At 60.4% G+C, this 13,786-nt stretch carries 14 protein-coding genes and 3 pseudogenes; 6 read left to right on the forward strand and 11 right to left on the reverse strand.

All coding sequences use genetic code 11. The annotated features are described in order from the left end of the window. Nucleotides 1–19 precede the first annotated feature (19 nt). Both ACIPSK_RS11925 and ACIPSK_RS11930 read right to left on the reverse strand, forming a co-directional pair. Entirely contained in the window at nt 20–1,024 is a 1,005-nt protein-coding gene (locus tag ACIPSK_RS11925) for a carbon-nitrogen hydrolase family protein (protein ID WP_162117389.1), read from the reverse strand. Between the two features lie 223 nt (nt 1,025–1,247). Then, nucleotides 1,248–1,634 carry a VOC family protein gene (locus ACIPSK_RS11930; protein WP_017964821.1) on the reverse strand — a complete coding sequence of 129 codons (387 nt, stop codon included), beginning with the start codon at nt 1,632–1,634 and terminating at the stop codon, nt 1,248–1,250. Between the two features lie 192 nt (nt 1,635–1,826). Here ACIPSK_RS11930 and ACIPSK_RS11935 point away from each other — a divergent pair, with 192 nt between their 5' ends. Further along, nucleotides 1,827–2,042 (forward strand): hypothetical protein, encoded by a 216-nt coding sequence (locus ACIPSK_RS11935; protein WP_162117390.1) that lies wholly within the window; start codon nt 1,827–1,829, stop codon nt 2,040–2,042. Between the two features lie 423 nt (nt 2,043–2,465). Next, nucleotides 2,466–3,236 carry a 4-hydroxy-tetrahydrodipicolinate reductase gene (gene dapB, locus ACIPSK_RS11940; protein ID WP_162117391.1) on the forward strand — a complete coding sequence of 257 codons (771 nt, stop codon included), beginning with the start codon at nt 2,466–2,468 and terminating at the stop codon, nt 3,234–3,236. Between the two features lie 15 nt (nt 3,237–3,251). On the opposite strand, the gene ACIPSK_RS11945 is transcribed toward dapB, so the two are convergent. From ACIPSK_RS11945 to ACIPSK_RS11955, 3 genes are all read right to left on the reverse strand, one after another. Beyond that, a complete protein-coding gene (locus ACIPSK_RS11945; protein ID WP_162117392.1) occupies nt 3,252–4,172 on the reverse strand; it encodes an ornithine cyclodeaminase family protein in 921 nt (306 codons plus the stop codon). A 96-nt stretch (nt 4,173–4,268) separates the two neighbouring features. Beyond that, nucleotides 4,269–4,775, reverse strand: coding sequence for a GNAT family N-acetyltransferase (locus tag ACIPSK_RS11950; RefSeq protein ID WP_162117393.1), 507 nt, complete (start codon nt 4,773–4,775; stop codon nt 4,269–4,271). 134 nt (nt 4,776–4,909) lie between these two features. After that, complete coding sequence (locus ACIPSK_RS11955; protein WP_170262363.1) at nt 4,910–5,266, reverse strand: hypothetical protein; 357 nt, start codon at nt 5,264–5,266, stop codon at nt 4,910–4,912. A gap of 289 nt (nt 5,267–5,555) precedes the next feature. Here ACIPSK_RS11955 and ACIPSK_RS11960 point away from each other — a divergent pair. Continuing rightward, nucleotides 5,556–6,221: pseudogene (locus ACIPSK_RS11960) on the forward strand (pyridoxal-dependent decarboxylase); the annotation flags it as partial. A 14-nt stretch (nt 6,222–6,235) separates the two neighbouring features. Further along, nucleotides 6,236–6,556 (forward strand): arsenate reductase/protein-tyrosine-phosphatase family protein, encoded by a 321-nt coding sequence (locus tag ACIPSK_RS11965; RefSeq protein WP_162117395.1) that lies wholly within the window; start codon nt 6,236–6,238, stop codon nt 6,554–6,556. Nucleotides 6,557–6,830: 274 nt separating this feature from the next. Here ACIPSK_RS11965 and ACIPSK_RS11970 read toward each other — a convergent pair whose 3' ends face one another. Beyond that, nucleotides 6,831–7,409, reverse strand: a complete 579-nt coding sequence (locus ACIPSK_RS11970) for a hypothetical protein (protein ID WP_348642912.1) — start codon at nt 7,407–7,409, stop codon at nt 6,831–6,833. Nucleotides 7,410–7,711: 302 nt separating this feature from the next. Here ACIPSK_RS11970 and ACIPSK_RS11975 point away from each other — a divergent pair, with 302 nt between their 5' ends. Further along, nucleotides 7,712–8,497, forward strand: coding sequence for a class I SAM-dependent methyltransferase (locus ACIPSK_RS11975; RefSeq protein ID WP_162117397.1), 786 nt, complete (start codon nt 7,712–7,714; stop codon nt 8,495–8,497). A 168-nt stretch (nt 8,498–8,665) separates the two neighbouring features. Here the strand turns inward: ACIPSK_RS11975 and ACIPSK_RS11980 are convergent, their stop codons facing one another. From ACIPSK_RS11980 to ACIPSK_RS11995, 4 genes and pseudogenes are all read right to left on the reverse strand, one after another. After that, nucleotides 8,666–9,088 (reverse strand): TIGR02594 family protein, encoded by a 423-nt coding sequence (locus ACIPSK_RS11980; RefSeq protein ID WP_162117398.1) that lies wholly within the window; start codon nt 9,086–9,088, stop codon nt 8,666–8,668. Nucleotides 9,089–9,090: 2 nt separating this feature from the next. Continuing rightward, on the reverse strand, nt 9,091–9,423 hold the full coding sequence (locus ACIPSK_RS11985) for a hypothetical protein (protein ID WP_246709758.1): 333 nt from the start codon (nt 9,421–9,423) through the stop codon (nt 9,091–9,093). A 171-nt stretch (nt 9,424–9,594) separates the two neighbouring features. After that, nucleotides 9,595–9,895: pseudogene (locus ACIPSK_RS11990) on the reverse strand (MFS transporter); the annotation flags it as partial. Between the two features lie 67 nt (nt 9,896–9,962). Continuing rightward, complete coding sequence (locus ACIPSK_RS11995; RefSeq protein WP_017964831.1) at nt 9,963–10,862, reverse strand: LysR family transcriptional regulator; 900 nt, start codon at nt 10,860–10,862, stop codon at nt 9,963–9,965. A 191-nt stretch (nt 10,863–11,053) separates the two neighbouring features. Between ACIPSK_RS11995 and ACIPSK_RS12000 the strand changes: the two genes are divergently transcribed. After that, the gene (locus ACIPSK_RS12000) at nt 11,054–12,370 is read left to right on the forward strand and encodes an MFS transporter (RefSeq protein WP_162117399.1); all 1,317 of its coding nucleotides are present in this window, start codon (nt 11,054–11,056) and stop codon (nt 12,368–12,370) included. 126 nt (nt 12,371–12,496) lie between these two features. Here the strand turns inward: ACIPSK_RS12000 and tyrS are convergent. After that, nucleotides 12,497–13,773, reverse strand: a pseudogene (gene tyrS / locus ACIPSK_RS12005) (tyrosine--tRNA ligase). Nucleotides 13,774–13,786 lie beyond the last annotated feature (13 nt).

Raw genomic sequence — 13,786 nt, forward strand, 5'->3', positions numbered from 1 at the left:
CCGCGAACGCTACGCAGCTCTAAAACCTATCCCGCCCGTCGCTGCGAGGGTCGCCGTCAACCCGATGCGGTTCGTAGAGGCCGCTCCGCGCCTTGCGCCGCCACCGCCGAGAAAGATCGCCGGGATTGTCGTCGATATCGGCAATCGATATCGCCGCCGTTCCATCCGCAGGGCATTGCGCTGCCCATCGGCCGCCGGGCGCGACGATCCCGGAAGACGCCGGATCAGCCTGACCGGGATGGGCAAGGATCGAGAAGCTGACCCAGTAGCTGTTGCTTGCCGCATGCCCTTGTGCCTCGGCAGCAAAGGACGGCTCGTTGGCCGGCGAGCCGCCTGTCGTCGAGAACAGCACACAGTGGACGTCGAGCCGCTCATATTCGCTGAAAATCTCCGGATAGTGGCATTCCATGCCAAGCGCACAGCCGAAACGGATGCCGTCGACCTCGAAGGTCACGGGGATCGAACCCGGCGTGTACATGAAGGAGATCTTGGTGTTCGACAGCAGGCGCTCATCGTAACGCGTCACCAGTTCGCCGCGATCTGAGACGACATACAGGCTGTTGTGCGGCCGGTGCGGCGCCGTCAGCGGATGCACCGAGCCGATGATCGTCCAGAGGCCGAGTTCGCGCGCCAGCTTGCGCGTTGCATCCAGCTCCTCACGCAACACGGCCCATTCGAACCGCCGCCAATCGGAGGGCCCGATCTCCCTCGGCCCGATTTCCGACATGATGCGCTTGTTCGGCGATGATGTCGTCCCTTCGGGAAAGTGGATGAGCCGTGCCCCCGCCTCTCGCGCCCGCCGCATCAGCAGGCGCATCTCCTGTCCGCTCTGGCGAAGCTTGTCGGCATCGCGTGGATCGTCTGCATGGGTGGTCTGGGCCACGGCGAGACGCAAGCGTCTTGCCTCAGGCAGTGCATCGTTCGCCGACCTGGGAAGAACATGCATGCGGGCGGCAGTGTAGGATTCACCCGTCTTGGCGGCGCGCGCACGCACCCGCCGTTTGAAATTTCCATTCTCAGTCATTTCAGGGCCTCTCACGTTCCGGACATCGTTCCCCAGCAACAGGCCCGAAACATCAGGACCAAGGATCACGACCCGAGACGAAAGTCCCTTTGCCTCCGGTTGAAGACCCTGCTGGGGAAGGTCCTGGGAGGTTCGGCGCTAGGCCACGCCGACACAAAGATGCCGAGGCGACCGCGATTCGTCAATTCGGGGAATGACCGGGATCGGCTGCCGAGCACCTACTTCAAGCGGGCTGACCTTGATCCACCCGCCACGGCGGATCGAGGCGGTTCGAACCGGCGAAATAAAGAATGATGCGGTTGCCGCCGGGGTCGAACAGCTCGGCCTCGCGCCAAAGCCAACTCTTGTCCTCCGGTCCGGTGACGAAACAAAGACCGGCTTCGCCGAGACTGCCAACCGTCTCGTCCAGCTTCTCGCACTCGAAATACACCGTAGTTCCGCCACCGCCGCCTTCGCCCTGATGCAGGGAGAAGGTACTGTCCCCATTCGGGCAGACGAAACGCGCATAGCGAGGACGGGCGTCGACGACGGGCTTGAGACCGAGAGCGCAGTAGAACTTCCAGCCCGCATCGAGGTCAGGCATCGTCACGGTTACTTGGTTCAGGCGCATGATCTATCTCCTCGGCTGAGTTCGCCCAAACGGCGTGGCGGCTTGGCACCACGACATTCATAAAAACAAAGACCTGAAGCCGTCGAGTGATTAAAATTCTAAGCGAGCAGTTTTAGTGTCATCGACACAAAACTCGTGGCAGACTGTGCAAGCTGCACACACGCCGGTGCGCCGATCGAGAAGGCCGAAGCTATGCACAAATTCACCGTATCAATCACCCGAGAGATCGAGGCCGATACCGCCGAGGAGGCCGCCTTGCTCATGTACCAGGAACTATCAACGGAACCGCCCCCCGACCGCTACTGGGTCGTCGACGAGACGAACGCTGCCACAGAGGTGAAGCTGGACCGGGAAAAGGCCGACAAATTCGCCACCATCGATCACACCGCCGATCCCGGTAACTGGTGAGCCTCAGGTGGCCGCTGGGACTGGCCGACATCCCATCGATAGCAGCCTCTGAGAAAACCTGATGGAATATGATTACCCGACAATTCTGCCTGACCTGATCGCGCTTCCGCTTGTCTTCGTTTTGAACATCCTGATACCCGTTTCGGCCATCTTCATTGCCCCGAATGCTCCAGCGACGGAGATGGCTGCCACACACATTCGCATTTCTATGGGTGTTCCTCTCGCCATTCACGCTTGCCATATTGACAACGCCGACGATGGCGCCAGGAGAAGAGGCTGGGCCTGGCGACGGGATGATCCTGCTTCCAATCTTGGGAGAAACACCGATCGTACTCGTCGTTTATGCTGTCATTCTGCTTTATCTGCGTCTAACGCGACAAACCTCCCTCGCGCCGCATTCGCCCTCCTGAGTTAGGAAAGTCCGTGACCTCACCAATCAAAATAGCCATCGCCGGCGCGAACGGCCGCATGGGGCGCGCCATCTTGCCGCTGCTGGCGGCCGATCCGGATTCCGCGTTCGTCGGAGGCATCGGCCGTGAGGGCTCCACTGACGCCGGGCTGATCGACCGTTCGGCCGCGATTGAGGTGGCCGACGTGATCCTGGATTTCACGACGGGACGTGCTGCCGCTGAACTTGCCGGCTTGTGCGCTTCGGCCGGCGGACCGGCCCTGGTGATCGGGGCGACGGGTTTCGAGCCGGATGAGCTCCAACGGATCGCAGAGGCCGCCCGCAGAATTCCGATCCTGCGCTCCGGCAATTTCTCCATCGGCGTCAACATGCTGGTCGGCCTCGTCGCCCAGGCAGCGCGCGCCCTTCCCGCGCATGGCTGGGATATCGAGATCCTCGAAGCCCATCACAACAGGAAAATTGACGCGCCGTCCGGCACGGCGTTGATGTTCGGTGAAGCCGCCGCCGCGGGCCGCGGCGTTTCGCTCGCATCCGTCGAGCGGCGCGGGCGTGACGGCATCACCGGCGAGCGGCCGCCCGGCGAAATCGGCTTTGCCGTGTTGCGGGCCGGCGGGCTGGTCGGAGAACACAGCGTCCTGTTTGCCGCCGCCGAGGAGGTCGTGACGCTCTCCCATTCGGCTCTCGATCGCGGCATGTTCGCCCGCGGCGCGCTTGCCGCCGCCCGCTGGATCGCCGGGCGCGCGCCCGGCGAATACGCCATGGGGGACGTGCTGGGTCTGGCGTGAATAAGGAAAACAGGCTCACAGCATATCGAGGATTGCCGAGGCGACGACGACTTCGGTTCCAGCTAGGCCGACGGAGCAAAACAAGGTCGTATCGCCAGGCGATCCTCGCCCCGCCGCTTTCCCGGCCATGATATCGGCAAGGTCGGCCATGCGGTGCTCATTGCCGGAGCCGGCCAGGAAAAAGGGCGAAGCATACGCGCGCGTCTGTTCGGGAGAGTCCGTTGCGATCACGGCTGCGACATCGGCGACATCCAGGCCGAGTTCGTATCCCTCACGCGTTTTCGGGCCGACGGTGCTGACGTGCACGCCGGGCTTCAAATCCCTGGCATGAATGACGGGCATTCGGCTCGTCGTCGCACAGATGACAATGTCGGCATCATCGACGGCTTCAGGGGCGCTGCCGGCAGGCTCCACTTCAATACCCAACGCGTGCTGCATCTCCGTTGCAAAGGCGGCGCGATTCCTCTCGTCGCGGCTATAGACGCGGGCGCGGTTCAGTTTTCGAACGGCGGCCGCTGCGGCAAGCTGGGTTCGCGCTTGCGCTCCGCTTCCGAGGATCCCGACGATCCTGGCATCAGGCGCGCTGAGATGCCGGATGGCGAGACCGCCGATCGCGCCGGTTCTGAGGTTGCCGAGACGCTCTCCGAGAATAATGCCCTTGAGCCTGGCGTCGTCGGCCGACCACACCGCGACGATCTGCGAATGCTCCGCCCCGTCGAATGTTTCATAGACCCGGAAGCCCGCGAGCGGTTTGTCGCCGAGGATGCCGCCGACGGTGAAGACGAGATCACCTCGATCGGGAAACGAGACATGGTGCCGGGGCGGAGAGATCAGTCGATCGCCGGCTCTCGCGAGAAAAGCGGTCTCGAGCGCATCGATCGCGACCGCCATCAGCGTGCTGCCGACCAGATCCTCGTCTTTCAGAATTTTCGTCACGGCCAAACCTCCAGCCCATGCCGGCATGCTGCAATCCCAACCCCGCTTGAGGTCAATAGGTCAGACGAACGGATACGGGCTGATATTCGGTGGGAGTTAACCGACTAGACGGCGAGCCATCATGACGTCGTCGATCTCCCTGCCCTCTTCCAGAACCCCGCCGGGAATCCGGCCGATCTCTGAGAAGCCTTGCCGCTGATAGAAGCGTATTGCCGCCGGGTTCTCCGCGCTGACGAAGAGTTCGAGCTGCAGGATGCCGAGATCGCGCGCATGAACGGCCACCGCGCTGAGTAGCTTGCCCGCAAGGCCCGTTCCGCGCAGGCTCCTTCTGACGTAAACCATGATGATCGTCGCGCGATGGGCCATTTTGTTCGATCGTTGCCGAAGCAGGCCCGTTATGCCAACGGGTTCGCCATCCTGAAAGGCGATGAAAACCGGCTCAGTCAAGCGATTGCGCCACTCCTCGAGAGAAAGAGCCGCCCAGTCTTCGTAGCGGCTTGCAAAGAGGGACGGTTCGGCGCGAAGCGCTTCCAGGCGGATACGCCGGAAGGCCTCCACTTCGTCTGCCTGGATATGTCTGATCGTGGTGCCGCTTCCATCCATCGGGACCTCCTGCAAGATGAGAGGTACTCTCAATACAGATGGCCGCAGCCGTCAACCGGTGTCAGCAAGTCTCGTCCTTCGGCCTATGCTTAGAGTTATGAGATCGAATAGAAATCCATCATCTCAAGCGCCGATCACTGCGCCGGACTGCCGAGCCGGCCGCCCTTCCGGACGACCGGTTCATTGCTCGGGCCGACCACCGATTGATCGGTCGGCCTCGCAGCCGGTTCGCCGGTTGGCCCGACCACCGGTTCACGGGCTGGCCCGTCGACCGGTTGGCCAGTGGATCGGACGACCAAGGGATCGACTGGTTGGACGGCGGCAACTGGCTCATCAGTTGGTTCGGCCACCGATTGATCGGTCGGCTTGTCGATCTTGAACCGCACAACTTCGCCGATGGTGAAGACAAGAACTATCCCGACCAACGTGCATGTCAGCGCGTAGAGAAGGAAATATTTCAGTGCATATCCCTCGCTGTTTGGCAGCACCAACTTGACAATGGTGCAAATGATATTTCCGCATTATTGAACGATACTTGCGACGAAGGCAATCATTTTTCAACAAGGGCCCCAAATTTTGAAAAATGGACAGCACTGAATAAGGTAATTATTGTATATAGTTAGCAAGCCTCTCCCCGATGCTCAAATTGTCTTGAGGGTCTGGGCAAGGACGAGGAACAGCCAGGGGCAAAGACAGCGTCGGCGATATGGGCTAGCATGGCGCCAGCAGCCTGCTTTTTGAGGGCGGTCCTTTAGGATCGGCGGCGGCAGGGGGATTCGCATGTCGGCAATCGCATCTCTGTTTCAGGAAGCCGCCCGCCTTGCCGCCGCGTTCCGGCAGGCAGCGCCCGCCCGCCATATGCCCACCCATGACTACGCAGCCTCGCTTGCCTGTTTCGACGAGCCGCTGCCGGCGGCCGGTTCCGAATGCTTGATGTCATCAGGCGCCTCTCGGATGGCGCAGAACCTGGGCTGCATGCAACCACAGGGCCGCGCTTTTTCCGCTGGGTCATCGGCGGCTCCCATCCGGTCGGCGTCGCCGCCGATTTCCTCACCAGCGCCTGGGGCCAGAATGCCGGAAACCATGTCGTCGCCCCGGCCGCGGCCGCCGTCGAGACCGTCGCGGCGAGATGGCTTCTCGATCTCCTGAAGCTGCCGGCGGAAAGGTCGGTCGGCTTCGTCACGGGAGCGACGGTGGCGAACTTCACCTGCCTTGCCGCCGCACGCGGCGAGGTGCTGCGCCAGGTGGGCTGGGATGCCGATGCAAAGGGCCTGTTCGGTGCGCCTGAGATTACCGTGCTCATCGGCGACGACGCCCACCACCGTCTTCTCCGCGCTTCAGTTCGTTGGCCTCGGGCATGATCGCGTGCTGCGCCTGCCCACCGACGTGTTGGGCCGGATCGACCCGACGGCATTCCTGGGGGCGCTCGATTCCGTCGCCGGTCCAAGAGAGATCGAAACGTGAAAAACGTCCTGTTCGTCTGCAGTCAGAACAAGCTTCGCAGTCCGACGGCCGAACAGGTCTTCGCGAGCTGGCCTGATATCGAAGTCTCCTCGGCAGGCACCAACAAGGATGGCGAAAACCCGCTGTCGACAGAACTGATCGAATGGGCTGATATCGTCTTCGTCATGGAGAAGGCACACCGTGCGAAAGTCCAGGGCAAGTACAGGTCAGCTCTCAAGGACAAGCGGTTGATCTGCCTTCATATTCCTGATGACTACGATTTCATGGATCCTTCGCTCGTTCGGCTGTTGAAGGCGAAGGTACCTCGGCATCTCTAGGTTCGACGGTCTCGATCCCGGGTCATCTTGGCGACGTCCTTCCCAATTTCGGCAACGAACCTTCCGTTTACGCTGCCCATGACCTTATATTTCTGCCATCAGCGGCAGATGCCGGCAGAAAGGCAGGAACCGAACGCGATGCCAAAATGCCCTGAAGAAAGTCATCAGAGCACCTATTGTCGGTCGAATCGTCCACTTCGACTACCGCAAACCACTGCTTTGAGGTGGTGCCGACTGCCTTCATCAAACAGCCCGTCCCTTTATCATCGATTTCTCATGCCTCGCGATTAGAGAGAACGTGGCTTCTGATCATGTGAATCGAGATATTCAGCAATTTCACCCCGACGCGTCCCCGCCCATTGCCATGACCAAATACATCTGCAAGTAAATGATCATAAGCTTCCAGTAGAGAGAGCCACAATTCGTCACTACCCACCTCTTGCTTCAGCTCTTCACCTTTCTGAAGTGCCTCCCAATATTCCATGACAAGATAAACGATCTTAGGATCACGCTCTGCCAGTTCAACCAATTGCCGCAACATCGCGGCAGTTCCCTGTTCAAAGCGCGTTTCACCGGACGCTTTGTCGCGATACGGGAGATCGACCAAAAGTTCTTCGTCGGGCGCAACCTCATAATGGGCCAATTTTTCTGGTGCGCATTCGGGCGGCACATATATTGCGAAGCAGTTGTCTTGATTGTCGTTGAGCTTGAGAAACGCGTCGCGCATAAAACTTGGCAGTTTCTCCACTTCTTCGGGCGCGATTTCTTGCAGCCGGGCGAACCAGGCTCGGAAGTCTCGACTGTGCCATAAAGCTTTCAATTCGCTCTGCTGTTCATGTGAAAGAGCAGTCACAATCCTTTCCTCCATTTCTCCACGTGGCTCAAACTTGCATTACTCCGCGCCTGGGAAAAGAGCTATGTCGAGGCGCATCACCGCCTTCGCCGGCCGTGAGCGCTCCGAAGTGTAAAGGCCTCGCTTCCGTCCTTGACGCGGACGCGGCAATGGATGCTCAATCCGATGTTCTATACCGGGCGATTAGCGTTCCCGAATGTCCAGGCAGGCAGCATTGCCTGCCTCCTTTTCGCCCGTCTTCCCATTGCCACAGGCTGCGGTTATAGCTCCCCGCCCATCCCGATCGAGCAAGGAGGAAAGCCATGAACGCCAATGATGTCGCCGCCCATTGGGAGAGTAATGCCGAGACCTGGACGATCTATAGCCGCGCCGGCTATGACAAATATCGCGACGCGCTGAACACCCCGGCCTTTCTTGACATGCTGCCGCCGGTGGCGGACCTTGCTGGGCTCGACCTTGGTTGCGGCGAAGGTTCCAATACCCGTGCCGTCGCCCGCCTCGGCGCCCGCATGACCGGTCTCGACATCGCCCCGACCTTCATTCGCTATGCCCGCGAGACCGAGACGCAAGCGCCGCTCGGCATCGACTACGTGCTCGGCGACGGCCAGAGCATCGATTTCCCGGAAGCGAGCTTCGACTTCGTCACCGCCTTCATGTCGATGATGGACATGGCCGACCAGCGCCAAGTGCTGAAGGGCATCCACCGCGTCCTGAAGCCGGGCGGCTTCCTGCAGTTTTCGATCCTGCATCCCTGTTTCGTGCCGCCGACGCGCCGCAATATTCACAATGAAGCCGGCCAGCCTGTCGCGGTTGAGATCGCCGATTATTTCGACGAGCGCGACGGCCGGATTGAGCGCTGGATTTTCTCCTCCATACCGCAAGCGGAACGGGCGACGCTGACGCCGTTTGCCATTCCGCGTTTTCACCGGACGCTGTCGACCTGGGTGTCGATGATCGTCGAAGCGGGACTGACGATCGAAGCTTTCGGCGAGCCCATGGCGTCAGTCGAGGTGGCGCTCGCCGAGCCAATGGTTGCCGATACCCGCATCGCGCCGATCTTCCTCCACGTCAGGGCGCGCAAGGCCTGAAAACCCACTGGTCCGGGAAAGCCCGAAACATCAGCTGCAAAAACTGCCTGCCTCTTTTATAAAAGTTACCCCTTTAAAACCTCTCAGCCAACGATTCTGACAAGAGGTTTTCAAGGAGTGATACTTCGCCTTTTTCGGAAGCGATGCCTGCTCACGTTCCTTACGGCATCATCGTCGCACCGCGACGACCGAACTGGCGCGGTATCTGGACAGCTGGACCCGGTTGGATTGGTTGCCGCCGAACAAGTAGATGTACTGCCGGCCCGGGTCGATGTGATCGAACAGGCTCACATGAAAGCGCCTGCCGGTGCGGATCACGACGACATCCCCTCGTCTGGCGGAGCGGACGCCGACCGGTTGGCCGAACTTCCTCCAGGACGCCGCCATGTTGGGGTTGGGTGGCGGCTGTCGCGAAGATCGCTTGGCGACAAAGGCTAGAAATGCGCCGCACCACGATACCCGGCGCGGATTGATGCCAAGGAAGGAGATGGAGCGTTCATGCATGCTTTTGTATCGGGATGCCGTGCCGAGCATGTCCGCCTCACAGGGCACGGCAAGCGCCGTGAGGACGATGACGAGAATAACCTTCATAGTTACCCACCATTGTTTGTATAATGTTGAAAATCCGAAATGTGGCGAAGAATAAAACAGGCGGAGCAACGTAAATGCGAATTATGGCGTGAATTAGAAACAACTGATACTGGCATTTTGGCGGCAGAAATTTGTCCGAAGCGAGGCGCAGGAACGCCGCCTGTGAGCCTCACCTTGCGGCAGAAGGCGACGATCGAAAAACCCGCAAACATATGTTTTGCAAGCACGAAAGGCTGGAACTTCACCATCCGAACCAGTTTCATTCCGAGGAGATCGACCGCGCCCGCAAGTACTTGAACGACAAGACCATTCGTCCAGAGTCGACGGTTGGGCATGACCTTGGCTCGTCACCTATATGAGCTATATTTCAGGAGATCATTTGTAATACTTCGACGCGATGGGAAATACATTGCGCCTCGCTCCATTCACCAGCAAAGGCCGGTGGTCGCGCTCTGCCGGTTTCGAACATGCACGACCTTGGATCGCCGACGGGCGGCGCAAGCGTCTCAACCCTGCGGTTGCACCGGTTCGGGATGCCCTGTGACCGGCGCGGAAGCAGCGGCAAGCGCCTTGGTGACCAGGAGTGCGGCACCGATAACCGGGACAACCATCCAGTACGAAAAGCGGATGCCGAAATGTTCGGCAACAAGGCCGAGCAGCGGCGGCCCTGCGAAAAACACGAGAAACGTGGTGTGCGCCAGCGCCGCTACATTAACCGGTGCGGGGCGATCTGTGCGCCGGGCCGCAGCCGAGATGGCCAGCGGATAGACCGAAGAGCAGACCCATCAGGCCGAAGCCTGAGAGCGCGAAACAACATCGCTGATCACACATCTGCGGAATGGGAACGAAGCGCTTGTTTTGGCGCGCCACACACTCAGTTCATTGAGTGGAAAGTTTCAAAAATCAGCGCCCTCAGCCAGCGATGCACGGGATCTGCGTCCATGCGGGGGTGCCACGCCTGCACGATGTTGAAACCCGACACGGGCACGGGCAGGTCAAAGGTTTCGATATGGCTTATCGCGGCGGACTTGCAATAAGACTTCGGAATCGAGCCGATCAAATCGGATGCCGCCGCAACGGCTATCACCGCGGGAAAGCTTGGCACGATCAGTCTGACATCACGGACATGGCCCAATTCGGCGAGCGCCCTGTCGATCGGACCGGCAAAATCCGCTTGCGTCGAGAAGAGCACGTGGCCCCAGGCAGCATAACGCTCCGCCGTTATCCGATCTGCATCGAAGATCGGGTGCCCTAGCCTTGCGAGACCGACATACCGATCCTCGAAAAGGGTTTGGCAACGCAGCTCCCCGCTATCTCGCGGGAGGACACCGATGTCCAAATCTATGGCTGCGTCCCTCAATGCCTGAACATCCTTGTCCGATCTCGGCGCAAAGCGAAGCCTTATCCCCGGCGCAGCGCTCGTCACGGCGGCGCTGAGACCCGCGGCGTAGAGAAGCACGAATGCCTCATTGGCACGGATGGTGAAATGGCGGCGCACCTCCCGGATCTCCACGGTCGACGGCGGACTAAGCACGGCTTGCACAGCTTCTTTCAACAAATGTACCTCGGCGCCAATCGCCAGGGCATGGGGCGTCGCAACCATGCCGCGCCCGGCCGGAACAAGGATCGGATCACCCAGCGCAGTCCTCAACCGTGACAGCGTCCGGCTCATGGCGGACGTGCTGAGGCCAAGCCGACGAGCGGCGGCCGATACGCTTTGCTCGCGCAGCAGCGCATCCAGTGCCACCAAGAGATTGAGATCGAGATCAGACATGGCTGAATTCTATTCAGGTATGGCGCAGTACGCAACAGTCGATTGATTTTGTTGCGTCTGGCGCGGGCAATCAGCAAAGCCTAACTAGTCGACCATCCACCAACCAGCGAGGAGTTCTCATGTCCCTCACCTACGCCGCACCAGTTTCTCAAGATGGCCTGACGTCGCCTCGACGGTACCTGGCTATTGCCATGTTGCTTCTTACGCTTGTTCTTGTCGTTTTGGACGGAGCCATTGCCAATGTCGCCTTACCTTCGATCGCGGTCTCGCTGCAGGCGAAGGCGGGTAGCACCGTATGGGTCGTCTCGGCCTATCAGCTGGCCGTGCTCATCGCCATTCTTCCATGTGGTGCGCTGGGTGAAATCTACGGCGCGCGGCGGGTCTTCCTGATCGGCGTCGCGCTGTTCACCGCGGCTTCCGCGGCCTGCGCCTTTGCGGGCGACCTTCCCTTGCTGATCCTTGCTCGTTTCGCGCAGGGCTTGGGAGGTGGCGCGATCATGGCGCTTGCCATGATGAACCTGCGCTCGGCCGTGCCGCAACATATGCTCGGTCCGATCATCGGCATCAATGCCATGGTCATCGCCATTTCTTCCGCTGCCGGCCCCGGCATTGCCGGCGCCATTCTTTCCGTCACCACCTGGCCTTGGCTGTTTGCAGTCAATATACCACTCGGCGCCATCGTTCTGCTCGGCGGCGGTCTGCTCGGGCAAATTCAGGGCGCGAAGCGAAAGCTGAACGCCAAGGCGATGCTGGCCAACACGCTGATGTTCATCCTTTTCTTCTGCGGCGCCGACCGGATAGCGATCGCGCCGATAAGCGGTGCTGTCCTCATTACCGCCTCGCTGGCCTGCCTTTTCGTCCTGCTGCGCCTTGAACGGGACAGTGACGCACCAATCGTTCCCACGGACCTGCTGGCGGAACCGGCATTCCGCGTGGCGGTCATCGCCTCGGTATCCTGCTTCTGCGGCCAGATGCTGAGCTACATCGCGCTACCCTTTTACCTTCAACACACGCTGCGCATGACGCCGGTTCTGGCCGGTCTATACATGATGCCCTGGCCTGCCGCGACCGCGGTCATCGCGCCCATTTCGGGACGTTTGGCAAACCGCGTCAAGACGGCATGGCTTTGCGCCATCGGCGGCGCGCTGCTCGCCCTGGGCCTCCTGGTGGTCGGATTCACCCCGCCCGACCCGAGAGGTATCGCGTTTCTCGTCGGCACTGTGATCGCCGGCCTCGGTTTCGGACTGTTCCAAACGCCGAACAATCGAATTCTCCTTCTGTCGGCGCCGAAAGCCAGAAGCGGCGCCGCCGGCGCCATGCAAGGCACCGCGCGGCTTCTCGGCCAAACCCTGGGTGGGATCTGCATGTCGATCATCTTCGCAACATTGCCGTTGTCGAGCGCGCTCGAATTTGCGATCGTCACTGCAGGCGGCTGCGCGGCAATAGCGAGCCTGGTCAGCCTGAGCCGGGCTCGCTACGAAGTGGCAAGACGGCCTGGAGCGACTTGAACAGGCGGCTCGTGGTCGTTCGGGTGAAAGAGGGCGCTGCCGCACACGCTGCCACATCAAACTTGTATCGATGGGGAGCGCGACAGGTGGTCGAATTTGCCCGCTCCCCGAATTGAACACGCCACGCTAGGCCGGCTGAAGGAGGATGTGTCGCTTCTTGCCGACCGAGAGCCGGATCACGCCGTCCTGGACGTCGGAGTCGCCAAGCCGCGTTGTCTCGTCTTTCACGCTGCCGCCGTTCACCCGCACACCGCCGCCGACGATCAATCGACGTGCTTCGCTTTTCGACCTGGCGAGCCCGGCAACGACCATAGCGTCGACCAACGGAAAATCACCGCGAAGGCTATCCGGGAGATTGATTGTCGGAAGACCCGTCGGCACCTCGCCTGCTTCGAAGCTGCGCCGGGAGGTTTCGGAAGCTTGCGCTGCCGCATCTGCCCCGTGGCACAGGCTCGTGATCTGGTCGGCAAGGATCTTTTTCCCTTCGTTGATCTCGGAATCCCGAAGCACTTCGAGGCGTGCAATTTCACTTAAGGGCAACTCAGTGAACAGCCTGAGAAAACGACCCACGTCGACATCTGCCGCATTTCTCCAGAATTGCCAGAACTCATAAGGCGACAACCGATCGGCGTTCAGCCAAACCGCGCCCGAAACGCTCTTGCCCATCTTCGCACCCGACGACGTCGTCAGCAGCGGGGCAGTCAATCCAAACAGCGCTCGCCCGCCAATCCGCCGTCCAAATTCGACGCCGCTGACGATATTGCCCCACTGGTCGGAGCCACCCAGTTGAAGCAGGCAGCCGCGGCTTTCCGCGAGGACATGGAAGTCGTAAGCCTGCATGACCATGTAGTTGAATTCCAGCAATGACAGCGATTGCTCTCGTTCCAACCGTTGGCGCACGCTCTCCGATGTGAGCATCCGATTGACTGAAAAATGCGGTCCGATATCGCGCAGGAAATCGAGATAGTTGAGCCCGCCCAACCAGTCGGCATTATTGACCATGACAGCATCGGTCGGGCCGTCCCCGAACGCGAGGAAGCGCTCGAAGACCTTCCGGATGCCGATCAAGTTTTTCATGATCTGCCCTTGGCTGAGAAAAGGACGCGACGTGTCGCGGAAACTCGGATCACCCAGCCGGCTTGTCGCACCGCCGAGCAAAGCGATGGGCTTGTTACCAGTCTTCTGGAACCACCGCAGCATCATGATTGGAATGAGATGGCCGACATGCAAGCTGTCGGCAGTGAGATCGAAGCCGTTATAGGCCGTGCCGGCTCCTGAACAAAGCCAGCTGTCCAGTGCTTCCAAGCTGTGCACTGATGCAGGAAGCCGCGCTCGCTCAGAGTGCGAAGAAAGTCGGATCGGGGTCCGGTGGGCTGAGAGGATGGTGTCACGAGGGTCTCCATTTGAGCCGATGAG

The sequence above is a fragment of the Rhizobium sp. LARHSG275 genome (assembly GCF_052871115.1).

Excerpts from the sequence above, each read along its gene's own strand:
- ACIPSK_RS11925 (WP_162117389.1), bottom strand. The coding sequence starts at position 1,024 with ATGACTGAGAATGGAAATTTCAAACGGCGGGTGCGTGCGCGCGCCGCC.
- ACIPSK_RS11930 (WP_017964821.1), bottom strand. The coding sequence starts at position 1,634 with ATGCGCCTGAACCAAGTAACCGTGACGATGCCTGACCTCGATGCGGGC.
- ACIPSK_RS11935 (WP_162117390.1), top strand. The coding sequence starts at position 1,827 with ATGCACAAATTCACCGTATCAATCACCCGAGAGATCGAGGCCGATACC.
- ACIPSK_RS11950 (WP_162117393.1), bottom strand. The coding sequence starts at position 4,775 with ATGGATGGAAGCGGCACCACGATCAGACATATCCAGGCAGACGAAGTG.
- ACIPSK_RS11975 (WP_162117397.1), top strand. The coding sequence starts at position 7,712 with ATGAACGCCAATGATGTCGCCGCCCATTGGGAGAGTAATGCCGAGACC.
- ACIPSK_RS11980 (WP_162117398.1), bottom strand. The coding sequence starts at position 9,088 with ATGAAGGTTATTCTCGTCATCGTCCTCACGGCGCTTGCCGTGCCCTGT.
- ACIPSK_RS11985 (WP_246709758.1), bottom strand. The coding sequence starts at position 9,423 with ATGCCCAACCGTCGACTCTGGACGAATGGTCTTGTCGTTCAAGTACTT.
- ACIPSK_RS11995 (WP_017964831.1), bottom strand. The coding sequence starts at position 10,862 with ATGTCTGATCTCGATCTCAATCTCTTGGTGGCACTGGATGCGCTGCTG.
- ACIPSK_RS12000 (WP_162117399.1), top strand. The coding sequence starts at position 11,054 with ATGTTGCTTCTTACGCTTGTTCTTGTCGTTTTGGACGGAGCCATTGCC.